At 54.8% G+C, this 25,101-nt stretch carries 22 protein-coding genes and 1 pseudogene; 7 read left to right on the top strand and 16 right to left on the bottom strand.

The window, feature by feature from the left end:
- Positions 1–57: 57 nt before the first annotated feature.
- Together phnD and phnC are read right to left on the bottom strand one after the other, a co-directional pair.
- Positions 58–969 carry a phosphonate ABC transporter substrate-binding protein gene (phnD, locus tag ACSQ13_RS01580; protein WP_097806213.1) on the bottom strand — a complete coding sequence of 304 codons (912 nt, stop codon included), beginning with the start codon at positions 967–969 and terminating at the stop codon, positions 58–60.
- Between the two features lie 96 nt (positions 970–1,065).
- Positions 1,066–1,881 carry a phosphonate ABC transporter ATP-binding protein gene (gene phnC, locus ACSQ13_RS01575; protein ID WP_097806214.1) on the bottom strand — a complete coding sequence of 272 codons (816 nt, stop codon included), beginning with the start codon at positions 1,879–1,881 and terminating at the stop codon, positions 1,066–1,068.
- A gap of 287 nt (positions 1,882–2,168) precedes the next feature.
- Between phnC and ACSQ13_RS01570 the strand changes: the two genes are divergently transcribed.
- Positions 2,169–2,396 (top strand): hypothetical protein, encoded by a 228-nt coding sequence (locus tag ACSQ13_RS01570; protein ID WP_141468187.1) that lies wholly within the window; start codon positions 2,169–2,171, stop codon positions 2,394–2,396.
- On the opposite strand, the gene ACSQ13_RS01565 is transcribed toward ACSQ13_RS01570, so the two are convergent.
- From ACSQ13_RS01565 to ACSQ13_RS01555, 3 genes are all read right to left on the bottom strand, one after another.
- Positions 2,393–3,331 (bottom strand): aldo/keto reductase, encoded by a 939-nt coding sequence (locus ACSQ13_RS01565; protein ID WP_245910961.1) that lies wholly within the window; start codon positions 3,329–3,331, stop codon positions 2,393–2,395. The two genes, ACSQ13_RS01570 and ACSQ13_RS01565, sit on opposite strands and share 4 nt — an antisense overlap.
- 336 nt (positions 3,332–3,667) lie before the next feature.
- On the bottom strand, positions 3,668–4,723 hold the full coding sequence (locus tag ACSQ13_RS01560; RefSeq protein ID WP_295512893.1) for a Fic family protein: 1,056 nt from the start codon (positions 4,721–4,723) through the stop codon (positions 3,668–3,670).
- 589 nt (positions 4,724–5,312) lie between these two features.
- Positions 5,313–6,176 (bottom strand): hypothetical protein, encoded by an 864-nt coding sequence (locus ACSQ13_RS01555; protein WP_295512894.1) that lies wholly within the window; start codon positions 6,174–6,176, stop codon positions 5,313–5,315.
- 992 nt (positions 6,177–7,168) lie between these two features.
- Between ACSQ13_RS01555 and ACSQ13_RS01550 the strand changes: the two genes are divergently transcribed.
- Positions 7,169–9,394, top strand: a complete 2,226-nt coding sequence (locus ACSQ13_RS01550) for a hypothetical protein (RefSeq protein ID WP_295512895.1) — start codon at positions 7,169–7,171, stop codon at positions 9,392–9,394.
- Between the two features lie 1,725 nt (positions 9,395–11,119).
- On the top strand, positions 11,120–11,476 hold the full coding sequence (locus ACSQ13_RS01545; protein ID WP_295512896.1) for a hypothetical protein: 357 nt from the start codon (positions 11,120–11,122) through the stop codon (positions 11,474–11,476).
- 147 nt (positions 11,477–11,623) lie between these two features.
- On the opposite strand, the gene ACSQ13_RS01540 is transcribed toward ACSQ13_RS01545, so the two are convergent.
- The 9 genes and pseudogenes from ACSQ13_RS01540 to ACSQ13_RS01500 all read right to left on the bottom strand — a co-directional run bounded on the left by ACSQ13_RS01540 (position 11,624) and on the right by ACSQ13_RS01500 (position 19,236).
- On the bottom strand, positions 11,624–12,124 hold the full coding sequence (locus ACSQ13_RS01540; protein ID WP_295512897.1) for a 5-formyltetrahydrofolate cyclo-ligase: 501 nt from the start codon (positions 12,122–12,124) through the stop codon (positions 11,624–11,626).
- A gap of 114 nt (positions 12,125–12,238) precedes the next feature.
- Positions 12,239–12,640 (bottom strand): transposase, encoded by a 402-nt coding sequence (locus tag ACSQ13_RS01535; RefSeq protein ID WP_435988103.1) that lies wholly within the window; start codon positions 12,638–12,640, stop codon positions 12,239–12,241.
- A gap of 2 nt (positions 12,641–12,642) precedes the next feature.
- Positions 12,643–12,789, bottom strand: a pseudogene (locus ACSQ13_RS01530) (Tn3 family transposase); the annotation flags it as partial.
- Positions 12,790–12,849: 60 nt separating this feature from the next.
- On the bottom strand, positions 12,850–13,665 hold the full coding sequence (locus ACSQ13_RS01525; RefSeq protein ID WP_435988097.1) for a hypothetical protein: 816 nt from the start codon (positions 13,663–13,665) through the stop codon (positions 12,850–12,852).
- A 179-nt stretch (positions 13,666–13,844) separates the two neighbouring features.
- Positions 13,845–15,290, bottom strand: a complete 1,446-nt coding sequence (locus tag ACSQ13_RS01520; RefSeq protein WP_295512901.1) for a hypothetical protein — start codon at positions 15,288–15,290, stop codon at positions 13,845–13,847.
- A 3-nt stretch (positions 15,291–15,293) separates the two neighbouring features.
- Entirely contained in the window at positions 15,294–17,540 is a 2,247-nt protein-coding gene (locus ACSQ13_RS01515; RefSeq protein ID WP_295512902.1) for a hypothetical protein, read from the bottom strand.
- A gap of 238 nt (positions 17,541–17,778) precedes the next feature.
- Positions 17,779–18,012 (bottom strand): helix-turn-helix domain-containing protein, encoded by a 234-nt coding sequence (locus ACSQ13_RS01510; protein WP_295512903.1) that lies wholly within the window; start codon positions 18,010–18,012, stop codon positions 17,779–17,781.
- Between the two features lie 263 nt (positions 18,013–18,275).
- Positions 18,276–18,707 carry a hypothetical protein gene (locus tag ACSQ13_RS01505; protein ID WP_295512904.1) on the bottom strand — a complete coding sequence of 144 codons (432 nt, stop codon included), beginning with the start codon at positions 18,705–18,707 and terminating at the stop codon, positions 18,276–18,278.
- The gene (locus tag ACSQ13_RS01500) at positions 18,700–19,236 is read right to left on the bottom strand and encodes a hypothetical protein (RefSeq protein WP_295512905.1); all 537 of its coding nucleotides are present in this window, start codon (positions 19,234–19,236) and stop codon (positions 18,700–18,702) included. Before ACSQ13_RS01500 ends, ACSQ13_RS01505 begins: the two co-directional genes overlap by 8 nt.
- Positions 19,237–19,536: 300 nt before the next feature.
- On the opposite strand from ACSQ13_RS01500, the gene ACSQ13_RS01495 reads away from it, so the two are divergent.
- Positions 19,537–20,634, top strand: a complete 1,098-nt coding sequence (locus ACSQ13_RS01495; RefSeq protein WP_295512906.1) for a hypothetical protein — start codon at positions 19,537–19,539, stop codon at positions 20,632–20,634.
- Positions 20,635–20,837: 203 nt separating this feature from the next.
- Here ACSQ13_RS01495 and ACSQ13_RS01490 read toward each other — a convergent pair whose 3' ends face one another.
- The gene (locus tag ACSQ13_RS01490) at positions 20,838–21,206 is read right to left on the bottom strand and encodes a hypothetical protein (protein ID WP_295512907.1); all 369 of its coding nucleotides are present in this window, start codon (positions 21,204–21,206) and stop codon (positions 20,838–20,840) included.
- Positions 21,207–21,684: 478 nt separating this feature from the next.
- On the opposite strand from ACSQ13_RS01490, the gene ACSQ13_RS01485 reads away from it, so the two are divergent.
- Positions 21,685–23,337, top strand: a complete 1,653-nt coding sequence (locus tag ACSQ13_RS01485; protein ID WP_435988096.1) for a hypothetical protein — start codon at positions 21,685–21,687, stop codon at positions 23,335–23,337.
- 79 nt (positions 23,338–23,416) lie between these two features.
- Complete coding sequence (locus ACSQ13_RS01480; RefSeq protein WP_295512910.1) at positions 23,417–24,103, top strand: IS6 family transposase; 687 nt, start codon at positions 23,417–23,419, stop codon at positions 24,101–24,103.
- 172 nt (positions 24,104–24,275) lie between these two features.
- Here the strand turns inward: ACSQ13_RS01480 and ACSQ13_RS01475 are convergent, their stop codons facing one another.
- Entirely contained in the window at positions 24,276–24,434 is a 159-nt protein-coding gene (locus ACSQ13_RS01475; RefSeq protein ID WP_435988095.1) for a hypothetical protein, read from the bottom strand.
- A gap of 77 nt (positions 24,435–24,511) precedes the next feature.
- On the opposite strand from ACSQ13_RS01475, the gene ACSQ13_RS01470 reads away from it, so the two are divergent.
- Complete coding sequence (locus ACSQ13_RS01470) at positions 24,512–24,940, top strand: RrF2 family transcriptional regulator (protein WP_295512912.1); 429 nt, start codon at positions 24,512–24,514, stop codon at positions 24,938–24,940.
- Positions 24,941–25,101: the final 161 nt, after the last annotated feature.

The raw sequence follows: 25,101 nt of genomic DNA, 5'->3' as shown, positions 1-25,101 counted from the left end.
CGGACAAAGAAATACCGGCAGCCCCAAAGGGCTACCGGATGCGTCATAAAAATTAATTTAGTTCCCAATGACGGACTGGCGTGCCGCTACGATGCTTTCGTACATCGCGTGCGTGACGGGCTGAAAACCCAGCGTGTCACCCGCAGCGACGCCGTAGGCGCATTCCGGGTCTGCTTCGTAAAGGCCATCAACCAGCGCAACCATTGTGGCTTTGACATCATCGGGCAGAGCTTGACGCAGAACGACGGGGCCCTCAGGGATCACATTGGATTTCCAGATTTGAACCATGTCGTTCATGTCGACGAGACCTGCATCAACCGCCTTGCGCAGCGCGCCGGAGTTATAGCCGTCTTCCCAGTTGCCCTGACCGTCGGCCCACGTCACACCGCCGTCGATATCGCCGTTGTTCACTGCGACGATGGTCTGCTCATGACCGCCTGTGAATTTCACTTCACCGAAGTATTCGCCGGATTCCATTGTGATACCGTCCTTGTACTGCGGGATCTCGATGGAAGGGATAAGGTAGCCCGATGTGGAGTTTGGATCACCGAAACCAAACACCTTTCCCTGCATGTCATCCAGCGATGTGACGCCGCTATCGACGCGGGCAAAGCCGATAGAATGGTAGCCGACTGAGCCATCAAGGTTGACCTTGATCAAAACAGGCTCAACCGCGTCCGGATCCTGCAGGAATGTTGCGGCATAGGAAGATGCGCCCAGCCATGCCATGTCGATGGTGCCACCCAGAAGGCCCTGAATGACGCCATTATAGTCGGCAGGGGCGAAAAGCTTGGTTTCGACGCCGAGCGCTTCCGTCGTAAAGTCCGCCAGACACTGGTAGCTATTCATCCGGTCCTGCGCATTTTCACCGCCAAGGATGCCGATGCGGAATTCGGTGATTTCCTGGGCGAAAGCGCCCGTGCTGAGGGCTGTGGAGGCGGCAAGCGCCAGTGCGAGGGTCTTTTTCATTGTTATCTCCGTGGTTTGTTGCCCTACCGCTATGCGGCTATCTGGGGGCGGGGTTGATTAAGGTGGCCTGCAGCAGACGCGCAGGCTGAAACTGGCTCAGGCGTAGGCTTTCACTTCGCGGACTTCTGCCCTGTCCAGTGTTTCGATTTCGGTGGAAGTGGCGGCTTCGGAAAAGTCCGCGCCCGCCCCGTAGATGTCACGTGCGACCCCGGTGGTCAGCTGCTCTGGCGTGCCGTCAAAAACGATCCGCCCATCGCGCATCCCGATAACGCGGTCGCAATAGCGCCGCGCGGTATCAAGCGTGTGCAGGTTTGCGATGACCATGCGCCCGTCTTCTTCGTGAATGCGGCGCAGGGCTTGCATGACCACTTGCGCATTCATCGGATCAAGGCTGGCGATAGGTTCATCGGCAAGGATGATTTTCGGGTCCTGCATCAAGGCGCGCGCAATCGCTACGCGCTGTTGCTGGCCGCCTGATAGTGCCTCGGCCCGCTTTGGGGCCTGTTCCGCAATACCGAGCCGGTCAAGGATTTCGATCGCGCGGTGGATATCAGATTGGGGGTAAAGATTGAACATTGTCGCAAAGGTCGACCGCTTGTTCAGGGTGCCGTGCAGCACGTTTGATACGACATCCATGCGGGGGACGAGGTTGAACTGCTGGAAAATCATGGCGCATCGTGATTGCCAATTGCGCCGCGCAGCTCCCCGCAGCCCTGTGATCTCTTCACCCTCAAAGGTAATCGTGCCCTCGGACGCATCGCTCAGACAATTGACCATCCGCAAAAGCGTTGACTTACCCGCACCAGAACGGCCAATGATCCCAATCATTGACGGTTTTTCCACCAAGATGTTTGCAGCATCTACAGCCGTTTTATCCCCGAACCGCTTGGTCAGCTTATCAATCGTCAGCATATCGCCCCCTTGTTTGATGAGGGCGTAACCGGCGGAAACTACGGTTTGATGACGGTTTTAAGTCAGTTTCGTTACATAAAAGTAAAAGAAACATGACGCTCTCAGAACGCTAAAGGCGCAAGCTTTTGCAATGATTGATACATATTGCCTTGGCGCCACAGTTATCCACAAGGCTTCATAAAACTGTTACATTTTGAAAGTCAGGCGATTAGGATTTTCTTATGGTTCTTCGTTATGCGCTACCTCTGTTTATCTGCTTCTCGTTTCCTCCACTTGCGGACGCGCAAATGACCGATGTTAGTTGTGATGACAGCACGCGCATGGCGCATATGCTGACGAATGCTCTGGGTGCAGAGCGTCAGGGGAGGGGCCTGCGGGACCCTGAAACTCTGCTTGAAATATGGGTTACCGAAAGAAACGGTGACTGGATCATCGTACAGAACTACACAAACGGAACATCGTGCATTGTCGCCATGGGCGAACACTGGGAAGGCGAAATTCCCGGACCAGCCTAACTGCTGGCTTCCTCAAGCCGATCCGTCGCTGGAGCAGGTCTTGGTGACAAAGCTTCCATGCGCGCATAAACTGCCGCGCTCAACATCACGTCTTTAGCGTCCAAAGAAGGTTTCAATTGCTCAACATTGCGTGCGCTGATGATCGGAGCTGTTACAGCAGCATTCTGTGCGGCCCAGGCGACGGAAAGCGTGGCAGTGTCAATACTCAGTTCAGCAGCCAGTTCTGACAACGCTCGTGCCGCATCAAGCATCCATTTTTGGCCATAGCGGGCGGCATAGCGTTTGTCCGTCGAAAGACGCCCCGCCCCGCCAGAAAAATACTTGCCCGTCAGCAATCCACTACCAAGGGGGGAATAAGGGGCGACGGCGATCTCTTCTGAGAGTGCCATTGGAAACAGTTCAACCTCTGCCTGACGTTTGACTAGCGAATACATTGGCTGGATTATGTCGATGCGCGTTCCCACAATATTTGCCGCCGCCTGGGCTTTCATCACCTGCCACGCAGCAAAGTTCGACACGCCGATATAGCGAATTTTGCCTGATCGCTGCAAAGCTTCCAATGTCTCGAAGGTCTCTTGTAAGGGTGTTTCCGGGTCCCAGCGGTGCAAATAGAGGATATCGACTGTGTCGAGGCCAAGCCGTATGCGGCTTTCGTCGAATTGCCGAATAATGTTGTTGCGGCCGCTACCACCGGTATAGCCAGCCTTGGTTGCCACGATCAGCTTTTCGCGATCCAGTTTTGCAAACTGGCCCAACATTCGCTCAGAGGAGCCGCCCGTGTAGGTATGGGCGGTGTCAAAGAAGTTAATGCCCGCCTCTTTGCACGCTTCGAACATGGCTTGGCTTGCCGCAGCATCGGCCGTGCCGCCAAATTGCATGCATCCGAAACAGAGTGTAGATGTCTTTGAGCCATCTTGCGCATTGATTTCTTTCAACAGATCGCTCCGAGTATGCAGTAATAGGCAGAAACCTTAGACCGTTTGCATGACTGTTTTGTGACGTCTTTGAGGGCTGTCAGTCTATTGAAATATTTCCGTAGGACAGACCCTCCGTAATTTGGGCGTCGTATGGCGGATCATCAAATGAGCTCGACGCCAGCATTTTTCGCAGTTTTGTGTTGGAACCCTTCACCCGCGTCTTTACCAAATGGAGGAATGGACGGATTCGCCATAACTCTGAAAAACTTAACCGCCGCCTATGTTCAAAACGTGTGCAAACTTGAGATCAAAGTCACCACCAGGGGCTTAAGCATATATTTACCATAAGATATATTATCGGAGTGAATACCACGCCCCGCGCGCTTGGCCGTGAAGTTCCAGATGGCCGTCATTCACAAGTGCCCTGAAATGCTGCTTGAGCGTGTTCCGGTTGGCTCCTGTGAGCTTAACTGCATCCGCCATGGTCAAGCGCCCTTGTTCGCGGGTTAGTTCGACAATTTTTGCGGCGAGTTCGGGCATGGCACCGATCATCAGCTTTTCACGCTCGACCCGTGTTTTGAGCCGCAACATCTGGCGTTGCAAAGCGCTGAGGAAAAAATCCAGCCATGGAGTCCATTCAGGGTTCGAACTGCGGATCGTACCCTGCGTTTGTCTGAGCGCGAGATAGTAAGCCTCTTTGCTCTGCTCAATTACGCTTTCCAATGAACTGTAGGACACATAGGTATACCCCGAGCGAAGCAGCAAAAGTGTTGTCAGAACGCGGCTAAGCCTGCCGTTTCCATCCTGAAACGGATGAATTTCCAGGAACACGACGACAAAAACTCCAATTGCGAGCAACGGATGCATATCCGTGTCTTCGATAGCGCTCTGGTACCAAATCACTAGCTCTTGCATCAGGCGCGGCGTGTCGAACGGCGAGGCCGTTTCAAAGACGATCCCGATCTGTGCCCCCGTCTCGTCAAATGCAGCGACGCTGTTGGAAGATGTCTTGTATGCACCTCTGTGGCGTTCGTCTTTGTGGCTATGCTTCAGTAAATCTCTATGCAGTTGTTGGATATGGTTCTCTGTGACGGTGATGTCGTTCCATGAACTAAAGATCACCTCCATCACCTCGGCATACCCCGCGACCTCCTGCTCATCGCGGGTTTCAAAGGACTTGATCTCCAGATTGGACAAGAGTCGTTGTACGTCTTGATCAGAAAGCTTGCTTCCTTCGATCCGTGTCGAAGACCCAATACTCTCGATCGTCGCAACGCGTCTCAGTGACAACAAGCGCTCTGGAGCCAATGTTCCAAGCGCGCGCCAAGCCCCTTTAAACTCATCGATCTCGGATATCCTGGCCAGGATCTTTGGAGTGATTATCAGCGAAGAAATGTTGAGCATACCCATATAAACACCTGTTTAGACCCATTCGTCAACCCATTCCCTCACCCATAAACACCCATTAGTCAATATGGGCAAATAGGTTGGTATTTATTACCTTTAGTCAGCAATATGTAACCTGATAACTCCTGAGCACTAAGGTGCCTTGCTAGATCAAAATATTACATAATAAACCCTAAGCGCTACTTTCAGTGGCCATGGTGACATTTCTGGTTTGCGCAATCGGTGACATTTCAGCTTTGCGTTTACATTCTATGTACGAATATTTGATTCACAATACTATTTTTATACGCCATGGGCGTTTCTCGCCTCGGGGTATGACAAATACAGCAGCGCCCAGCCGGTCCACGTAACCGATCCGACGCGCGTGTTTCCCCCTTCCCTTTAGCCGTCTTCACAATTTCCCCCATGCCGAAAACTTGTGACTGGCGTCAGCAGCCACAAGCTGATCCGCGGTGCGCATGCCTCCTTTCTTGGATATCTATGTGAGGCCAAATGTTTGATCCGTTCAACGTGCGCGTTCGAAAGCAGCAGGAAAGGCCCGGCGCGCTACCGTTAAGGTTATGACGTCAGAACCAACTTCGTAAGGTGTCGTTCAGCACATCCTACCTTGAGCCGCAGCGTAGAGTGCAACAATCTCCGTCTTTGATATTGAAGGGTTTCCTGCCGTTCTGGCCTTCGCCTCAGAGAAGTCTATTCCACGGAACGTTGAGAGAAGCTCAGCCACAGACCTCCTCGCGCGAAGGAAATGGTGGGACGATGCTGAAACCTGTCCGAAGCTGGTCTTAACCGCTCCTGCGCGTGCGCCAATCCGCTGAAATGCAAAATCTGCTTCATCACGGGTCACAAAATCGAAGTCGGGATGAACGCGCGGCAAAGAGATCAGCGGTCGCAGTTCATCTCGTCGCTCCCAGACCTGAAACACACAAGGCACGGAGTAACTCTCACGCTCTAACGTAAAGCTTTCGCGCGCCAACACACGTTGCTCAACCAAGTGGAAGTTACGATCAAGCTTGTTTTGGACACTGGCTTTCTCAAATGTGCGCGGGATGATAAACCCAATATGGGAAGCGAACTTCGCCGCGTGATTGAAAAATGGGACGGCGAGACTGCAGGCCTTTCCGAACGGTGGGTTGCCAATGACGATGGCGGGCTCGTTGCGTTCCAATTTCAAAAAGTCTTGCGTGCCAATCCTAGAGTCTTCAGGCATAATATCATACGCCAATGTGCGAGACGGCAGGTAGTCGAGAAAGGCGCCGGCACCAGCGCTTGGCTCCAGAATGTCTCTTTGCGTTACGGTTAGATCTATGCCGGCCCATTTTTCGAAATCGTCCACGCATTGGCGCACAATCTCAGATTTTGTGTAGAACTTATCGAGGTCCCGAGCACGCTGCGCTCGTTCAATCGAAAGGTCATAAGTGGCTGGAATAAAAGATGTTTTGCTTTGATATATTGTCATAGAGAGGACGTGGGTCCGTCTCAATTTGTCGGAAATTTTAAATGAAAAAAAACCCACCAGAGCCGGTGAATGCTATGGCAGGCGGATAAAGTCCGAGATTGCCAGGCGGCCACGTTGACTGCCTAACGGGCTTGTGAAAGTTGATTGCGGTTCAAGGATCCAGTGGCCGTAGGCTCTGCGATATTCCCACTTCTGGAGATACCAAACGCATCACTGTTTGGGATGTTCTCCAGATCAGCCCATCTTCTTACAAGAGATGGCTTCTTTTAAAGCGACACAGGGCTTCTCCAGCTGCGGTAGCGTGAATTGAAGCGGTTTGCGCCCTCGAGGGCTTGGGTCGTGGTCAGCGCCGCGCAGGATCGTATTTAAGGCAGAGCGGCGCCCTGCACCTCAGGCATCAAGCACGCCTCACTGCGTCGGCGCAGCCAGCTTTCTCGCTTTGATGACCTGACGATGGCTTGGCACGATTTAGTCCCAACAGGCGGGCTTGCCTGTGAGACGCGGTTTCGCTGGCGATTGAATATCGAAAGGATGGCATATCTTGGGTGACGCGGTCAGAAAGCAATCGATCCTGTAACTTCACCTGTTTGAGTTTAGGAAAACCGTGCAAGCAATTTGTTGGGGTGTCCTTTTTTATGTCTGCGCGGCATGAGGAGCGCGTAGATATAGCAGAAGGACCTCCCCTTCCCTACCTTGTTCAAGGCACCATCATTACAGGCCAATTTGCAGCTCCCAAAGGCCCTTAACGCAAGATCATGCAGGAGCCTTTCTAGCGTAAATGGGAAGGCTAACTGACCGCCGCATTTGTTAAACTGTGCTGCTGGTGCGACACGCTTACTAAAATTCGGTTTGAGACTTTCCGTTCAGGATTTTCCCTTTTAGGACCACGACATCGAACCCTAAATTATGATGCCTTTCCAAAGCGTTAAAATTTCGAGGTCAACCTTGAAGTCATGGCTATAGATTGCTGTGAAGACGGAATTACACGTACAATGCTTGATAACAAAACCGAACTTCATCCGGAACATTCTCACGAAACTTGGCTCGGTCTCCAGCCAGCCCGTCATAAACTCAAGGAGCATATTTCACAGTTCTTGACGAGTAATGTCGGTTGGAAACAAACCGACGATGGTGAACACCCCCCAGTCCTCGGCCTCAAGGTTTCAGCGGGCCTTGGCAAGACGCGTACGGCTTTGGAGTGCATTGCCCAGCATGGGCATGACTTTCTGGAAAACGGTCATATCCTTTTTTACGTACCGACGCTTGATCTGGCCGTTGAAGCAGAGAGAACCTTCAAAGATTTAAAGTCGGACCACCCAAGTTTCGTGATGCGCGGCAGAAGCGCTATCAATCCCGAAACGCGCGCCCCGATGTGCGAGCGAGCAGACCTTGCCAAGAAGGTGGCAAAGAGCGCGAAATCGGTTACGCGGGCCATTTGCCGTGAGGATAACCCGAACGGCGAAAGCTTCGAAGCTGCCTGCGCGAAGGGATGCCCTTATCTCGCACAAGAAAAGACAGAGAAGAACCATGTTGTTTTTCTTGCTCATTCATATCTTAAATCCAAGCCACCGTTGTCGGGAAACGTTGCGTTGCGGATCATCGATGAAAAATTCTGGAAAGAAATGATCGATCTTCAGACGTTGCCGCACGACGCTTGGCTTTTTGCGCCAGATCACTTGAAAGCCCGTAATTTGTCTGGCGCCTATTCAACAATGCAGGCTGCAGTCACATCTGCGTTGAAAGCTAAAACACCGGTGCACCTGGCGTTGCGCGACAGCGATATATCAGCGGAAACCTTACGCGATCTTGCCACCGCTGAAGAGATGGCCGTTCCCACTTTAGAACTTGATCTGCGGTCCCCAGATGACATCGTCCGGATGAAAGTAGATACGTTCGACCATGCAGCGGCCAACAGCATTCGCGTCCGGTCTTTGATTTGCGACCTGTTGGCAAATACAATAGACCATCGCGGAACAGAGCGCCTCAGCTTAGCGAAACCCTCTGAACAGTCGGACTACCGCGCCCTCGTCAAATTGCATCGACTTGCAGACCTACCCGCCGATGCCCCAACAATATTGTTAGATGCAGATCTCGACGAAACTATTGTACGCAGATTTTGCGGTAATGCCCAGTTTGAACGATTACTCGTACGCCCAAAGGCACATGTGATCCAAGTGAGCGACAGGACACTCGCGTCCTCTACCTTCAAAGCGGAAGGTCGACAAAAGCAACGGTCAGACGTTGTCACGATCATCAAGCGCGAAGTGGAACGCGCTCAAAGCAATAATGTGCTTGTTGTGGCGACCACGGCTGTCTTGCATGCACTTTACAAAGACGACGGCAAAATCTTCGAGGAAACATCTACAAAGCCGCAAAAGCTTTACGGCGCTACAGTAAGGCGGTTCGGGTCGAAATTGCTGGGGATAAACACGTATAGTGACTTTGCCACCATTATTCTGGTGGGCCGTTTACAACTTCCAGTAGTAACGATCGAAGACCAGTTGCGCGCAGTCTTTGGAGATAGTGACGTGCCGCTTGACCTGACTACGGATGAAAAACTGGTTTCTTCCAAGACCAGCATTCTGCGCGCAGGCAACAAGCGTGTGGAGGCGAAGTTCCAGAGCCATCCAGACCCTCGTGGAGCATGCTTGCTGCAGCAAGGTCGCGAGGCGCAGTCAGAACAGGCAATCGCGCGGTTGCGACTGCTTGACGCAAATATTCCCAAGCGGGTCCTCGTGCTAAGCAACGTTCCATTGCCTGGCCTTCCAGTCGACGAATGGTTAAAATTCGACGCTCTCGTTCAGGAAAAAACTAACGTACAGGTTTCCCTAAAGTATCAGAAATTAGAACGCGCGATCCGTGACGGCAAAGGACAAAAGCTGAAGGGATTGCGTCTGTCTGCTGCCGGGCTGTTCGGCGATGCGGATAAAGTGTTTCACACGTTGAAGTTGGCAACAGAATTTAGAAAGAAACTCCGCACCCCTGACGTTCTGGATTGGACAATGGCCATTGCGGCTGACATGGGCATGTCAGCGACCAGTGTACAGCTTTCGAAGGGCAGGCGTGGTGGCCATCCCACGCCTGCCGTCGTGTTTACGAATGCCGCAGACGCACAGCAGCGATCGCGAGAGCTCTGGCCGGATTATGACAAGCACGTAGTTACTGAGGATTCCGGCATTGCCGGAGACGACGACACTGCCGTTGTTGAGGCCATTTAAAAATAGATATTGGCTGCAGGTCCTGTCGGCCGAGAACTGAAGGTTCTCGGCCGAACGCGTTCATCTTGCGTCAGCCATCTTTTAGACCAAGAAGTAGTAGGCGATTAAACGGCAGGCTAAATGACGTAAGCTGATGGCAGAGCGGCAGATCAGAGCCAGGGAAGCTCCATTTTCATGATGAAAGAGCCAGAATATCCGCACGTTCCGTAACCGGCGACCACTAGCTCCTCTCTCGCAATGAAGAAGGGCAAGGTAGAATCTCCAGTGAGGATGACACAAAGAGTTTCCGCCCCATCCATAAATGCCTCTTGTTTCGATGGGTAAGTCTCTGTGACAGCGTGGTTCATAGTATCTCCTGGAACATCTTTGAATGCGATGACCGCGCCCCATCCGCCGGCTCGCTTTTCGAGCGTGAAACTATGTAACTCGCGGAGGTGAAGACTATGAGCCATCTCAGGGCGTGCACAAGGGAAGCGCCCTTTAGCACGAAGCGCACTCTCTACGAGGTGTAAAAAGCTGCTTGTTTGGGCGGTAGTTTGCGAAGTTGTCTGTGTCATTGTTATACATTCTCTTTGAGTTGGTTAATTATAGAAAGGACGTGGATGCGATTGAATTTTTGAAAAACGACTTTCATGAAAAAAGGCGCTTTTCAAAAAATCATATCGGGGTCGGGGAACACTTGATCTTGGGTGCAGGGTCAACAGCACACATCACCACCGTTCGATGGTCATATTCTTGATGGTGAACATTCAGGTATTTGAAGGGCCGGAAGTTGGCCGCGCCTACCAAGGGTGGGAATTCGCTATATAGATACTAATAGAGGAGACCCACCTTTGCCTCAGGCGGTCGCGCCTTTAAAACTAACATCTTTCCTCGGACTAAAGGTTTTGGATGCTTGTGCAGCATTTCAGACAAACGCCGGTGTCGTACACACTCACCCTCAAAATGAAAGGACACTGAACGGCATCGCCACGTCTCCCCTGCCCTGATTGCGAGGCAGGGGATGACGTAGCGGATGCCGATAATACCTACCGATAAACCGCGACTGAAATTACCCGTAGCAAGGCAACATTCGTAACCCGCTGGTCTCAATATGAATTTTTGTGCAATCGCATTCTTTTATCGAAATGCGTTTTTACAAATTTCAATCGAACCCAAATCTTTATTAGTCAACAGAAGTGGATCTCAAATGTAGTATTGCACAAAATTGAGGGCTGCTGACTTTATTATAAAAAAGTTCCAGAAGGCTTACCCCACGTGATCGGGACACCAACTCACAGTCCGCTGCCAAGCAAACGGGAAGCCTATCGATCAGCTTGCCACATTCTTTCCAGCATACTTCATAATTCGCAACCCGATGCAAGCAATCTGGCAAACTGAGCACCAAGCCCTTCATTTTCTGCGACCAACTGGATTACGGCTCTTACTGATATCTCGACGCCATCAGTATGCCATCTTGTAGCTAGCGGGTTCCAGCCAGCTGAAGACTACCCGGCTGGTCTTGGGCTTAATTCTTAACAAGGCAAGCTCGCTTGCGCACGCCCCACGACATCGGGAGTGCGCAGGCCATGTATGTACGCGGTCACATCGGGTCCTGATCGCTCTGACGGAAACTTTTTCAAGTAAATATAAAACTCCGTTTCCGCCAAAAAAATAGGGACCCACATTCATCTTAGACACACACTCGTGTCACCCACGCTAACCATCAAAATTAAAGGATACAGAATGGGACTAGATATTGGCTTTTATCGCAATAAGAAGGAGATTTTCTATCTTCGGAATCACAACGAATTTTTATCTCTATTCGACGAAGAAATAGGCGGGCGCGTAAGAGATGAGTACGACGATTTCTACATCACCCTCGATACAATTAACGTTGCCGCTTACAGGCTGGCATGGCTCTTTATATACTGCAAAGTTGCAGCGTCAAAAGCTCTGAACGAAATTCCGGATAGTCTATACGAACTGGACGCGCGAGAAGAGGACCTTGCGCATCTGATTTGCTATTATCCGGCAATCGTGGAGTTGCTCCGCTCAGAAGTCATGAAGCATGGCCCTCTCATCTGTGGTTGGTCCGCCTAATGGCTTAGATGAGCGCCTCTCGGCTAACTCTGCTCTATTTGCCACGAGCGGACCAGATCGCGGGACCAGCCAATCATACGGTCTGGTCCCGCGGCAGCGACAATCTTCTGCGGCATTTGTACATTTCTGAGGGTACGGGACGCATCGCTATCCGCAGTGGGTCGATCTCTGCATATGGGACGGTTTCAACCAGGTCCCGTCAGACAGCAGGATCTCGTTTATGGGGATATCCCACGGCATCGGATAAATGGTCGGTATCAGACATCCCGCGTCGCCGACACCGATAATCTGCGGGCGCGGCTCAAAAAGGGCGAGGGCTCGATCGTAATACCCCCCACCATTTCCCAGCCTGAACCCCGCCCGATCTGCGCCGACCAGTGGTGCGATAACCACGTCAGGCGTCACCGCGACGCCGTCGGCAGGCACGAGAATATCCCAAACGCCGCGTGCCATCCGGCAGTCGGGAGACCAGCTGTGAAATTCCAGCGGTTGGTTTTTCTCTATCACGACGGGGAGCAAAACCTGTGCATCTGCTGCATGGAGGGTCGCCATCCAGGGCCTGAGATTGGGCTCTGCGCGTATCGGCCAGTAGACTGCTACTTTCATCGCCGGTTCTGGCGCAAGCCTCCGGGTGAGGCCCGCAATCAATACGTCGGCGGCCTATTGTCTTAGCGATTGCAAGCGCGTCCTTGCGGCTCAAAGCCGCTTTCGTTCGGCCCGCCCGAACCGGGCCCCATCGGAAGGTTTGTGCGTAGGATCACACTACACGGCTCCCTCGGTTTTCGACCGTTTCAGGGTTAGCCTATGCCACGGTTGAATGGCTTCAAGCGGGTCTGTTCTTAGGCGGTTGCGGATGTGGTCGAAGCCGGTTCGAAAGCAAGGCTTTGCGTAGTGGCCGTGGCTTTTTTGGCGCGGCGTGTGTTTTCCGAGATGGTCTGCAGCGGCGCGGCCAGCCCAGGCAATGGCCAGCGCGACAAACGCCATGAGCAGGCCGAGCTTGCGCGGATCAGTCAGGCGGGTGTCCTCGATGTTGAGGCCGCGGGTCTTGGCATCGCCGAAGATGCTCTCGATCGCCCACCTTTTGCGGTAGGTCCGCAGCGCGGTCTGCGCCTCGACATTGGTTGCCACGATCAGCCATTCGTCCTTGAGCGGTTTGGCTGCGATGGTCCGAGCGGTGATGTGTGTGTTAGGAGCGCGGCATCGTATAGCGGGCTGGTCTTGGCAAGATGGCTGGCAGCTTTGTCCATGTAGACCGTGTTCCAGAACATGATAACAGCAATAACGAGCTTGAGCGCCATGGCGCGTTTCTGTTGGATGTGCTGATGGGCGGGGTCTAGCCCGCCTACCCTACCACACGTTAGCCATTGCGTGCATCACGCCAAATCGGGGAACCGGTGTGCGATTTCTTTCTGGCGGGCAAGCGCTGCAACGGTTTCATGCGAAGACAGCAGGCCTGTAGGTAGTTTTTTCAACCGCTCTGCCGTCAGGAGGACAAAACGATCGCGCACACTGCGCTCCATGTCCAAATGGTATTCGCGGTCTTGTTCCCGGAGCAACAATGAACGCTTTGTTCGGACGCCTTTGTGATCTGAAACGATCCCTACTTCTTGTGGCCAACTCTCATCGATCAAGATCGTTCCTGTCGGGAGCGCGCGGAATTGTTTGATCAACCGTTTACGGCGCGCTTCATTCTTTGATGTTTCATCATCTGCTAGATGCGCGTCCCTGAGACCCTCGGCCAGCACGAAGAATAACTCACCAAAGGCACCTCGAACCTTCTGGCTCGTGCCGAAGGCCTGTGGCAAAAAATCTTGAATGAGAGCACGTTGCTCTTCATTCAGCTCAGCGAGAGAAACGCGCGGAATATGTTCCCATGGGATGAGCTCGTATGCCTGGTCCAAAACCGGCAGCAGTTGATTGACGACCATATCGTTATTTTCCTGAAAGATCAGGACATTGTCGCAGCCGAAGCCCTTGGAAAAGGTCTGGTACCACCCGTTTCCAAGTTTTGAAGTCGAAAACAAGACATGCTTTTGTGACGCTAAAAACATAACCTCCAAATACTTAACTTTCCCATTTTCGACATCGGCGGTGATGAAAAGTTTTAGCCCTGATAAGTCTGCAAAAATCTCTGTCTTCTGCTGCACATCACCGGTAAATCCTCCAAGTCCAATTTCCATCATCATCATATCTCTTGAGTCCATTTGACATTCATCCTTCTTATCTTGTTGGCTTCTCAGCCTTGTTTTGGGCTCCTGCGAGGCTCATTCCTCGCTGGACCAAAGAGAAGATTGAACCGTCTGTTTTTCTGCAAAGCGTTTTGATCCGTTTTTCTCAAAGTTTCTGAGATTGTCATCGAACCGTATGGCTAACCCCGCCGAGACCGCCGCTGCGGCGTCGCTCTGCCGCGGCGGGGTTTCTTCGCGGCTGTGAAAGACACCTCTGGCACAATGCCATATGTCTTGCGTCCCTCATCATTAGCCGATCGCAGCTTTTGCGCTGCGATGACCTGTGTTCCATTTGCGCGGTAGGATTCCGTGGAGGTCGGCGAGGAGTGGTTCAGCAGGACAGTTGCGAGATTGGCCCGCTCAGGGGCTTGCGAGACAATAAAGCCGGCGACAATATTGCGGATCACCTGCGGTGTGACGCGCTTGCCAAAGAGCTTCTGGCATTGATCTCCAATGGTCTGGCTCAGATATCCTCGGGCGACAGGCTTCCCGCGGCTGCCGACGAACAACGCTGTTTCATCCGTCGGGGCGACGGCAGCCCTGTGGTAATTGAGGTAGTCGCGCAGCTGCTGCTGGACCTGTGGTGTCAACAGGCGCTCATCCCGCTTTTTGTCTTTAGTTTGATGAGGGCCGAGATAAAGCCGCGTGAAGGTGGGGTCAAAATTCTCCCGGAGGTCTAACGTTGACAGGGATTCCAGCCGGATCGGAGAGTTCACCAGCAAACTGATCGCAAGACCCGTACGGGCCAACTTGTTGACGCTCATTTGGGCCCTGAAGGAGGGGTTAGTTTTATGCCACTCTGCCGCGACATCGCAGCAGCAGGCGGCTGCCATGCGCAGTTCCGCGAGGTCCACGATCCGCGCATCATTTCGGGATGGTTGCAGATTGGCTTTCTTTTGCAGGTTCTTGAGCGCCGCGTCAGCCCACGCCCAATCGTGTTCGGGAAACAGGGCCTGATCAACATTCTTGAGGCGCTGGAGTTCCCGGTAGACCGTCTTGATTGAGACCGTCCCCGTCCTGAAGCCGTCTTGACGATCATCGAGACGCCGCGCAACCGTCTGGCGGGTAATCTCTGATGGCAGCCCATGATCACGGCAAAAATCAAAGAAGCCCCACACCGTCTGCAACCGCGACCTCAACGTATCGACAGACCAGGCTTCGACGAGAAGCCCATCTTCCAGACCTTCCGGACAGAAGTGCAGTTTCGGCTTGAGGACCTGCTGCCACGCCTCGGGCAAACGGTGCCAGTTTCGCTCAATTTCGCGCGCCAAAGCCATGCGTTTGCTCTCGACCTCGACACGGCTCTCGCGGCCAAATACCCGGGCCTGCGGGAAAACGGCGTGCAATGCCTGCCGCATGGCCGCGGCCATTGCAGGCTCCAGATGCGCTGTCCGTTGTTCCAGCAAAGCAGGCGTGATCAGGTCCGGCGGGAGATCATCGCGCTCGGCGGCGAGCAGCCATCGCCCCAGAGCCTGTCGCAGGCGGGGGGCCTGATGCGGCGTTGCATGTGCAAAGGCGGCGTCAAATCTGCTGCGAATCTCCACTGGCCAATCTGAGGACGGCTTGGATAGGCGATGTGGTACCATGGCTTAGTCTCCTTTCTCTTGTTCAATTTCGATGCGGAAATCCACGTGCGACATCACGCGCCGCGTGTACTGATCGAGCAGCTGCAGATAGTTTTTCTGCGCGATGATTTTGCTGACTTCGGCGTAATACGACATCGTCGTCTCAATACGCTTGTGACCCAGGACCTCTTGGACGAGACCCATCGCACTGGGGTCCATATCCAGAATGACCTTACCGGCAATGTGGCGCATCACCTGCAGATCCATACGCAGCTGGCAGTGTTTCCAGATGTGCTCCCGAAAGCGCTGGCACAGCTTTTCCTTGGTCATATAGCCAAAGCCCGCCGCATAGCCCCCGGTCTCACCACGCTCTTTGCGCGCGTCGGCCGCACCGGGGAACAGATGCTCGTTCTCGGGATGGGCATTTGCATTCTTGGCAAAGACTGGACGATAAATGGCGATGAAACGTTGCAACATCCGAACGGTCTCCGGGTCGATCGAAACATAAACGGACCTGAGGTTCTTCATCTCTGCCGCGGGCAGGATCAGCGTCCCCTCCCCTGCGCCAATCGGCAGGCTCAGATGGCGCTGATCACCAAAAGCACGCAAGCGCGCCAGGTTTCCACGCCGCATCGGCGTCACACGTTGCTCCAACTGCGCAATCACTGCCGAGCGCGCCAGGGCAGCCTGTGCCAACGTAGGTGCCTTTTTGCCCTCACGTGTCCATTTCTCAGCTTGCGCCCAGAGGACCCGTGGCGCTTTGAACCAGCGCGACAGCGCTGATGCCTCGTTGAACTGACGCAGCATGCTTTCGTGGTGCTTGCCAATCTTGCGCTCTTCGTAAATGTAGCGCAGCGTGCCGTCAGGTTTCACCTTCGAGCCGACGATGCTGGGATCCAGCTTGAGGGTCAACGCTCTGACCGGCTCCAGAATATCCTCCGACAGCGCGCAGGACTTCCCAACTGAATAGAGCGCCTGCACGAGTGAGCACTCGTAGCGTCCCTTCTTGTGGTCGTCCCATTTCTGGCCTTTTGCGTCTACACGGCCCTGCCGCTTCTTTCTGATCGCCCCGATGGTCGCCAGAAGACAGTCCTGGCGGAACAGATCTTCGAGCTGCTGCGGCTTTGTCTTCACCGCAGGGTCAGTCTGCGCTGCATGCCAGACGCGTTTTACCGCGTTGCGCAGATTGCGCTGCGTCCCCGGCTCACGCGGAATCTTGCCCTCAGATGCCGCAGGCGATGTCGTCAAGTCGCCGAGGCCGAGATCATCGGTATCTTCGATAAACGAAGACCAGTCTTCCTCCCCTTGCGGGGCTACCATGCGGTCTGTCAGAGCATCCATGCGCGCCCTGATGCCCTCGGGGACGTCTTTCCAGGCGACGTCAGGCAAGCGTCTGGAATTGCCGGCCAGCTCGAAACGCGCGGCCTCCAGACCCGCCCGCAAGATCTCCTCATTCCAGATCCGACCGGCACTGCGCAGCTTTTCTTTGTGGCTGTCCGATTTGGTCGCCGCCTCATACGCCACAAAGTTCTTGAGAAACGCTGCATGCACCTGCCTTGGGAGCAGCGCGTCGCGGTCCGCGCTCAGCGCAAGGCGCCGCAGGACCGCCTTCACGGATTTCGCATGATCCGGGACCTTGGACAGCAGCTCCTTCAGCAATGCCTGCCAGACCTCCGGGAGGGCTTTGACATCCGCCTCCCGACCACTGATCGCATTGGGATCAACCAGTTTCACGGCGGCCCGGATCTGTGAGATCTTGTTCGACAGGGATTTCTTCGTGTGCACGCCCAGATCTTCGGGAATAAGTGTCCGCAGCAACGGCTCAATGACCACGGCCGTTGCAATAATGTTGTCTGGCGTCGTGGCACGCGACAGCGCCAGTTGATGCAGGGCCTCTATGGTGCGTTTGGCCTGGTCAGACTTAAAGCTTGCCTGTGCCGCCTCCTGCGCATCTTTCAATGTTGGCAACTGCCCGCGCATCCGCAAAACCAGATTGCGCCGGAACGGATCGGACCACGCCCGTTTTGCACGCCCCACATCAGAGATGATCTGCGCATGATGCGTCCCGAGTTGAGACCGCAGGTCGGACATCGGGCCGTCAATCACCTGGAAAAACGCCTCGGCCGACATCTCCGGCCCGCCCGTGAGATGTTCGCGTAAAGCCCGAACGGAGGTGATTGTGTGAACCCGCGTGCCGGCATTCATCGGTGTCAGCCGCAAGACGGAAATCACGTCTGCTGTGGTGCCTGAAACGTGTGTTGTATCTAACATTGTCTTACCTTTTGAGTTGAGGGATATGGGGTGTTCTGGAGGCCTGTGCGCAGAGAAACAGGTCTCCAGAACATCACCGGATCCCGCGTCAGGGGCAGTCATGACGCCCCCTCCCGCGCCCTCAGGAGACACGGGGCGACAGGGGACGACATCGGGGTGTAACGGGGGGACTGCATTCCGACCCAATGAAGACCGGCCAATTTCCCCGGAAATCCTATCCAATTGATATTCAACAGTTTTATTGAACGTCATTTTTGGCCATCCCAATGCAGTACGCGATCCAGATGTCCTTCATCTCCTGCTCGATGCCCTGGAATTTCCACAGCGCCAGCGCCGTGATCTGCCAGCGCCCATTCGGGCGCTCTCCGCTGAGCTTGCCTGTGGTGAGATACCGCTGCACTTGGCGCTCGGATTTGCGCAAGAACTCTGCCGCCTCCCGTGCAGAGTAGGTGTCGTCGGGGGATGTGATCATCTTGGTCTCCTTCGTTTCGTTGATCGAAACGGGAGATGGTCCCCAATGGCTTTTGAGAGAAAAAATCAGTTTGGGGGGTGTTTGTGCCCGGGGTGCCCGAGCCCCTCGGTTGACCTCGGAATCGACCACGAAGGATCAATGTCGCAACATGCCTGTATGGTATTTGGCACACCTACGGGGCATTCCTGTTGCCTACTTTTCAGGCAAACAGAACACGATCCTCACAAGCCGGACCCGCGCTCGGCGGGTCCGGGGTAACGGACTTACCGCTGACGGTCCGTGCGCATCTCAAGCGCCAGACCCTCAGCCGCGCAAATGTGATGGATCGCGGTTAGATGGGTGTGCATCTGCCGCAAACTTGGCAGGCGTTCTCTGAGCACCTCGGCGTCTGACGTATAGACGATCTGGCTATAGGCCCCTTCCGCGCAGTGTTCATCCACGATGATGTTGTGGCGTTCGCCGCGGGTGATTTCGCGCTCGGCATGCTCAATCACGACCTGCAAATCGCGCACCACCCTTTGCGGCAGAATGCGCCCTTGGTGCAGGTCCTGAACGAGGCCTCTGATCAGACGACGGCAGGTCTTTGGGACGTGCCGCACCACCGCTTCGAGATCACGGGCCACACCTGCGGCACGCGACAGTGCAGCACGGATCTGCTCTTGGAGCGGGTCATAGTCGAGAAGGTGATCAGACATGATAGGCCTCCTGCGCTTGTGTCATTGTGCGGAACTGATGCACGTCAGTGTCAGCCTTGTGCCCGTGATCGCGCTGCCGTCTGCGGTAGAGGGACGCTCGACGCGGGCGCGACACCTCGCGGATACACCGGCGCACGGTTGCGCCCCGGTCCGCTGAGGTCCCGGTCAACTGGCCCAGAACGGGCGTGTTAAGCTTACGATTGCTCGAAAACCCTGCATCCGAAAGAGGTACCAGAATGCGGCGTGCGCCGTCAAACTTGGTTGGGGCATTGAGGGAAGCCGCTTCAAGCTCCGCTGAACAGGTGACTGGCACCAGCAAATCATGTGACCGGCGGCGAGAACTGGATGTGCCATATGCCAGCACGGCATAGCGCTCTTCACCAATTGTCAGCACATCGAGAACCAGCGTCGGGCGGACTTTCGGACCCTCGACGCTTTCGCGTTCGTGTGGAAAACGGAATGCTACGATGTGGTTGGGTTTGAGGTCAGATTGCCACGCGGTTGGTGGGGTTTGAATGCGGTCGGTCATGCGACGACTCCTTTTTAGGTGAGGGATGCCGCACCTCCAAGAAGCCTCAGGGTGATGAGCCTTCGATCTGTCGGTGCGGCATGACAAGCGCACAGACAGATCGAAGGCCTCGGACCCCATGGCCCTTCCTCTGCTTTTAAACTCAAAGGTTAGACCCGGTTTTATCGCAAGCTCCGGAGGCCAGATTTCGCGGCCCTCAAAGAAAATGTATCAAACCCATTTCTCTGATTTGGATGCCAGACAAACCTTAGGGTCATCGAGCGGCAACAGTCTGCTCCCGAACCCAAAAAGGAAAAACCAATGACGACCCTCACCAGCCGCGCCATCTCGACTCTTATCGCCACATACTACCCGGACCATTTTTTTGGCTATGGCCGGCTTTCGAAGCTGACCGATGCATTGATTGAATCTGGAAGCCGTTTTGCCGCAGATTGTGGGGCAAATCCTGCCGTAGAATTCAAAAAGATTGCGGCGTCATACCAAGCAATCATAGCGGATCCTGAATACCCTGCGCTGCGGGACGCTCTGGACTATCAGAAATCCCATCAGCAGAACCTTTCTGGATGTCGGCCCGTGCTGAACACGCGCTATGCTATGTCAAACCTCTGCCACACCGAAATCCAAGAAATTGCCCGCGCTGAAGGTTGGCAGGCACAGACTGCGATGCAGTTCGCTTTCCTGCAGACGGCGCTCCTGATGTGCGCCGCGTTGGAGCCTGGCCGCGAAGCATTGTCTTTGGAAGAAGTCTTCAATTCCTTGAAGAAAGAAGCGGACCTGTCGGGCGGCAGCTGGACGCTCAGCGCCACTCTCGAGACCGACGCCGCTCCTGCAAAGCTCATGCTTCCACCAATGATTGCGACACCGCATGTCTTTTCCAGCAATTTTGAAAAGGCCGCGAACCAGCATTTTACCACCCTCGGCTCCGCCCAAGACGGCGACCTTACAGGCATTCTGATGCAGCACTCCCTGTTTACCGACGGGTTCTTCGAACCCCGTTCAACCTTACTGGCATCAGTCGTCCGCGCGGACGGGCAGTTAACGTTGCACAAGCAGTTCCCCCGCAGTGACATCAGATTGCAGGCCATGGCAGGAATTGTCGCGTTGGAAGTGCCCACAATACGCGTGGTTGAATACTACGAATCCGTTGCGGAAAACGGTTCTATATTCAGCCTCCATTTCAACGGTTTCGGCATGCTGTTACTCGAAAATTATATCTGGGATATGATTGAGGACGACGCGCCAGGAGAAATGGCACCGGCCGTTCTTCTGGGCGATCACGGATCAAAGATGACATCGGCCCGAATGAACGAGATCAGGGCGGCCAGCCACTTGTTCCAGCAGCACCCGGATCTCTCCTGGATGCAGAACCTGGAGTGCAAGCCGTTCGAGCCTATCTGAACCCCCGCAGAAACACCTCCGCATAAATTTGAGCACGGCAAACTGGCAATAACGGCTAAAATCGTCGATAATTGCGGCAAGGCTGGCACGGATGAAGCCTCAGAGCAGAAATAACGGGCCAGTCCCGGTTGCGCCAAGAAGACGCCCGCGTGGACCAGCATCAACAAACAGATGGCAGAGGATTTCCCCTGCCATCTTAGGGTTCAGGCGGCGTCTTGCTGCCCCCCTGCGGCAGCAACCGCATCACCCGGCTTGCCGAGGCGTTTAATTACCTGCCCGCAGGCTTCGCTCAGCAGGCAGATTTCGTAAACCGCCGGATCATCGGGATCAATCGACATAAACTCCATCGGGTCGACGGGCTCGATGAGCTCCAGAGACAGCAGGCCGTCCAGCCAGTTCAATCCTCTGCGATGGCCGGAGGTAAACTGCGCGGACGTCGCCAGCGACTGGCGTAGTCGCTGAAGCCGCCAGAGCGCACGTGCCCCTCCGAGCAACAGCACGGCATGCTGCAACTGCAGATCATTGTGAGACAGGAAGTTCAGCGCCAGGGCGCGTTTTTGGGTTTTCGTCATTGGGTCTCTCTTGGGTGACGCCGGACGGATTGCCCGGACAAGCCGCCGCGCGCAGAGCGCGGTGGGAGAGCTGATGCGGTCAAGTTTGCAGAGCAGCTAAGGAGAGGTGCGGCCGCGGAGAAAAACACCAAACTGGCTCATCCTTTCTTACTGTCCGAGGTTCAGATCCGCTCTGCCGTTGCGTGCTCTCACACAGGGGAGCACGCAACGGCAGAGTGGGTCGATCTTATCACACGTCGCTCAAACCCATCCCTGCATCTCTTTGTCCGGTAGGTCCCACAGGCTCTCATCCCGCTTAACGACACTACTAGATTATTGGTTTTGGACCCGCCGACGGCGCGAGGCGACTGGCCAAGCACAGCTTAGGTGTCATGCCGGTTATTAGAGTTCATGACCGGCGTGACACTTTTTTATGCGCATATTTCCCAGCCAAGACGGATCGACCGATTTCTTTGATACAACAATCCGAGGAACGATCATGTCGAACACCATACCACCCCGAGATCTGGCCGGCCGCTTTGGCGGGCAGGGCGCGTTTCAAACAAACACCCCCGCGCCGGCCACGATGTTCACGAAGTTGGACAATGCGGAATGCAACCTCAGGCTAGCCCTGACAACAGGCATCGAACATCTTGCTAAAACTGAGGCGGTGCCGGAAGGCACTCCTGTGCCGGCGATCGTTATTGCGGCCAGTCCCGGTGCGGGCAAAAGCCGTATTGCGCGCGAGCTGCTTGGGGACTTGGCTGGGAATGACCCGATCGTGTTTCATGCGCCAACGCTGGCCCTTTCAGAGGAAGCGGCCGGGCATGCGCATGAACTGGCAGGGAATGCCCATGTCCTCCGTGGGCGCACCGCAGCCGATCCGGCTGATCCGGACAAAAAGATGTGTCGCAAATCCGAATTGGTTCAGCGTGGAATTCGATTGGGACTGAATATACGCGAGAGTTTTTGCGAACATGGTGAGGCGCGCTGCCCGCATGCAGACAGCTGTGCCTACCTGAGCCAATTTACAGCCGCCAATGCCTTGGGCCATCGCTATATGGCGACCAGCTACCTTGGCCTTCCAGATCCCGACGGATACGGCGGCATCATACGCGTGGTTGATGAAACATTCTGGGCACAGCAACTCTCGTTTGTCACCATCGGTATCGACGCCTTCAGATCGCCGCGCACCTTCTTGAGGCATTATACCAAAGAGGATGGGCGCGTTGAGGCGCATGCCGAGCTTATTGCAGCCGCTCATGCGCTTACCGAGACTATGATGGCAGGTAAATCGCCTTTGGATTTGCCCTACACAGAAGACAACTATCGTGCGTTTGCGCTCCTTGAATATAAAGCTCAAGCGGATATTCCCGTGCCTAACCCGGATCAGCCCGAGACGCAGCAGTCCGGCTTGCTCGCGCGTGGCGAAGATGTCCTCCGAGATGTGTCGTGGTATGCCGCGATCTGGAGTTGCCTTGCGGATTCCAAACAGCGCGGCAGGGCGACGACCGAGCGTCTGCGCCTGACGCACAGCCCCTCTGGGACGGTTCTTCGCGTCTGCCGCAGACGCGCGCAGCATCATAGACAACCCATGCTTATCCTCGATGCCGATGCGGATCTTGAGATCCTCAGCGCTTTGGGTGTTGAACCACATCGTAGCACGAACATGGTGTTGCGTCCCAACGCTGATATTGTCCAGATTCATGATCGGCGCATGACTCTGGGCAGCCTGCTCAAGGGGGCTGAATTGCGCGAGGACTGGCGGCGGGTGATCTGCCGAGAGGTGTTGGCGGACCGGAAGGGCCAAGGGGGTGGTGTTCTGGTCGGAGCGAGCAGAAAGGTTGTGCTGAGGTTCTTTGAGGATGCAGGTCACAATTTCTTGGGACTTCGGGATGAAGAGGTGTCCTGGCGGATGTTGGAAACGCCTCTGCACGGAGCGCATTGGCTTTGGTATGGCGCGCGCGCGCTTGGCACCAACCGATATCGCACCTGTTCGACAGTGATCGCAATCGGACGCGAAGAACTGCCTGCCGAAGCCCTTGAGGATTATGGCCGTGCGCTGTGGGGAGATCGAGCGGGGACTGATCTGGCCTTCGTTCACCCTGACGACAGCAGCATGCTGCGGATGCCGGAGATCGAAGGGTTCTGATGCAAACTTTTTCGGTCTTTCGTTTGTTGGCTGATTTTGCGACATGGTCCTCAAACAAACAAGCAGCAGGGTGTATTGGATGTCGGTTGATTTCAAGGGAGCCCATTATCCTAAAAGCGTGATCCTGTACGCGGTGTATTTCTATGTGCGATATGGCGTTTCCTATCGCGACCTGGAAGAAATCATGGCTGAACGTGGCGCTGACGTTGACCATGCGACATTGAACCGGTGGGTGATCAAGTTCTCGCCCATGATCGCCGCGAATGCCCAAGCACGGAAGCGGCCGACCGCCATATCTTGGCGCATGGATGAAACCTACATCAAGGTTAAGGGACGGTGGACCTATTATTACCGAGCCGTCGACAAGACAGGCAAAACCCTTGATTTCATGCTCTCTGAACGCCGCGACAAGGCTGCGGCGCGGCGGTTCTTCAAGCGGGCAATTGGCACCAATGGCGTGCCGGATCGGGTCGTAATCGACAAGAGCGGGGCCAATCTGGCGGGTCTGGAAAGCGTTAACGTCATCCTGAAGTTCACGGGTTCTGGAAGCACGATCAAGATCCTCCAGGTCAAATACCTCAACAACATCATTGAACAAGACCACCGTTTCATAAAGCGGACCACGCGCCCTATGCTTGGCTTCAAGGCCTTCCACTCGGCCGACGCAACATTGGCGGGAATCGAGACAGCACACATGATCCGTAAGGGGCAACTCGACGCCAACGGGCTCACCGCATTCCAGCAGTTTGCGGAGCTCGCAGCATAAGTGTGTCCACAGAACGGCCGCACTCAATCGTCAAAAAAGTTTGCGACAGAGCCGTCCGCAACGGGTCCTGCAAAGACAGGCCCGAGAACCGGATGTGCCCTGACACGCTGATAGAACTGCGACACGACACGGTCGATCTGTGTCTCGGAGACGGGGATGCGCGGTGGCATGGTCAAACCACAATGATCCAGACGACGATCAGGCTGAGTACCAGGTAGACGAGGGTGTTGACCATCCAGCGGATGAGACCTGCTTCACCTTCAGGGTCCACGCCCAGGCGTTCGCAGACCTTTGTTCCCGGCCAGAGAAATGCTTCGGAAAGTGTCATCATCTTGGTCCTTAATCGGTATTATTGATACGCATTATATACCGCTTTTAAATGCGTATTGTAAATGCTAATTATTTGGAATGCAGCTGGACAAATTCACTGACTACGCCCTGCGCGTCTTGATGACCTTGGCGGTGCGCGCGCCAGAGCGTGTGCCTACCTCTGAGATCGCTGCCCTGTTCGGACTGTCGGATCACCATCTGTCGAAGATCGCCACGCAACTGGCCCGCGAGGGGTTCGTTGCGTCGGAAAGAGGGCGCAACGGCGGACTGATCCTCGCACGTCCGGCAGATCAGATCAGTGTCGGTGCGGTCATTCGGGCCATGAAGCGAGATGATCCGGTGGTGGAATGCTTCGGGGCCAACAGGTCCTGCCTCATCCTGCCAGCCTGTGGTCTACGCGATCCGCTGGCCGAGGCGCAGGAGGCTTTTTTCGCAACACTCGATCGCTACACACTCGCTGATGTCATCCGCTCGCGGAGCGCGCTTGCATCGTTGTTGCAGGTATGACGGGACATGGCACTGACGGCCTTCCGTTTGTTGACAGCATAAGCGCCGCCGCCTTTCTCCAGTATATTTCGTCCGTATGAACGATGCGAGGCAAGAAATCAGGCTCTCAGCTCTCTTGCGACGATCGGTTGTGTATGCGTAATTCACTCCGCTGCCCGCTG

This window comes from Sulfitobacter sp. SH22, from assembly GCF_965641905.1.
Lineage (GTDB): Bacteria > Pseudomonadota > Alphaproteobacteria > Rhodobacterales > Rhodobacteraceae > Sulfitobacter.
This window is presented reverse-complemented; position numbering and strand designations above follow the sequence as displayed.

Excerpts from the sequence above, each read along its gene's own strand:
- phnD (WP_097806213.1), bottom strand. The coding sequence starts at position 969 with ATGAAAAAGACCCTCGCACTGGCGCTTGCCGCCTCCACAGCCCTCAGC.
- phnC (WP_097806214.1), bottom strand. The coding sequence starts at position 1,881 with ATGCTGACGATTGATAAGCTGACCAAGCGGTTCGGGGATAAAACGGCT.
- ACSQ13_RS01570 (WP_141468187.1), top strand. The coding sequence starts at position 2,169 with ATGACCGATGTTAGTTGTGATGACAGCACGCGCATGGCGCATATGCTG.
- ACSQ13_RS01560 (WP_295512893.1), bottom strand. The coding sequence starts at position 4,723 with ATGGGTATGCTCAACATTTCTTCGCTGATAATCACTCCAAAGATCCTG.
- ACSQ13_RS01555 (WP_295512894.1), bottom strand. The coding sequence starts at position 6,176 with ATGACAATATATCAAAGCAAAACATCTTTTATTCCAGCCACTTATGAC.
- ACSQ13_RS01550 (WP_295512895.1), top strand. The coding sequence starts at position 7,169 with ATGCTTGATAACAAAACCGAACTTCATCCGGAACATTCTCACGAAACT.
- ACSQ13_RS01545 (WP_295512896.1), top strand. The coding sequence starts at position 11,120 with ATGGGACTAGATATTGGCTTTTATCGCAATAAGAAGGAGATTTTCTAT.
- ACSQ13_RS01525 (WP_435988097.1), bottom strand. The coding sequence starts at position 13,665 with ATGATGATGATGGAAATTGGACTTGGAGGATTTACCGGTGATGTGCAG.
- ACSQ13_RS01520 (WP_295512901.1), bottom strand. The coding sequence starts at position 15,290 with ATGGTACCACATCGCCTATCCAAGCCGTCCTCAGATTGGCCAGTGGAG.
- ACSQ13_RS01515 (WP_295512902.1), bottom strand. The coding sequence starts at position 17,540 with ATGTTAGATACAACACACGTTTCAGGCACCACAGCAGACGTGATTTCC.
- ACSQ13_RS01510 (WP_295512903.1), bottom strand. The coding sequence starts at position 18,012 with ATGATCACATCCCCCGACGACACCTACTCTGCACGGGAGGCGGCAGAG.
- ACSQ13_RS01505 (WP_295512904.1), bottom strand. The coding sequence starts at position 18,707 with ATGTCTGATCACCTTCTCGACTATGACCCGCTCCAAGAGCAGATCCGT.
- ACSQ13_RS01500 (WP_295512905.1), bottom strand. The coding sequence starts at position 19,236 with ATGACCGACCGCATTCAAACCCCACCAACCGCGTGGCAATCTGACCTC.
- ACSQ13_RS01495 (WP_295512906.1), top strand. The coding sequence starts at position 19,537 with ATGACGACCCTCACCAGCCGCGCCATCTCGACTCTTATCGCCACATAC.
- ACSQ13_RS01490 (WP_295512907.1), bottom strand. The coding sequence starts at position 21,206 with ATGACGAAAACCCAAAAACGCGCCCTGGCGCTGAACTTCCTGTCTCAC.
- ACSQ13_RS01485 (WP_435988096.1), top strand. The coding sequence starts at position 21,685 with ATGTCGAACACCATACCACCCCGAGATCTGGCCGGCCGCTTTGGCGGG.
- ACSQ13_RS01480 (WP_295512910.1), top strand. The coding sequence starts at position 23,417 with ATGTCGGTTGATTTCAAGGGAGCCCATTATCCTAAAAGCGTGATCCTG.
- ACSQ13_RS01475 (WP_435988095.1), bottom strand. The coding sequence starts at position 24,434 with ATGATGACACTTTCCGAAGCATTTCTCTGGCCGGGAACAAAGGTCTGC.
- ACSQ13_RS01470 (WP_295512912.1), top strand. The coding sequence starts at position 24,512 with ATGCAGCTGGACAAATTCACTGACTACGCCCTGCGCGTCTTGATGACC.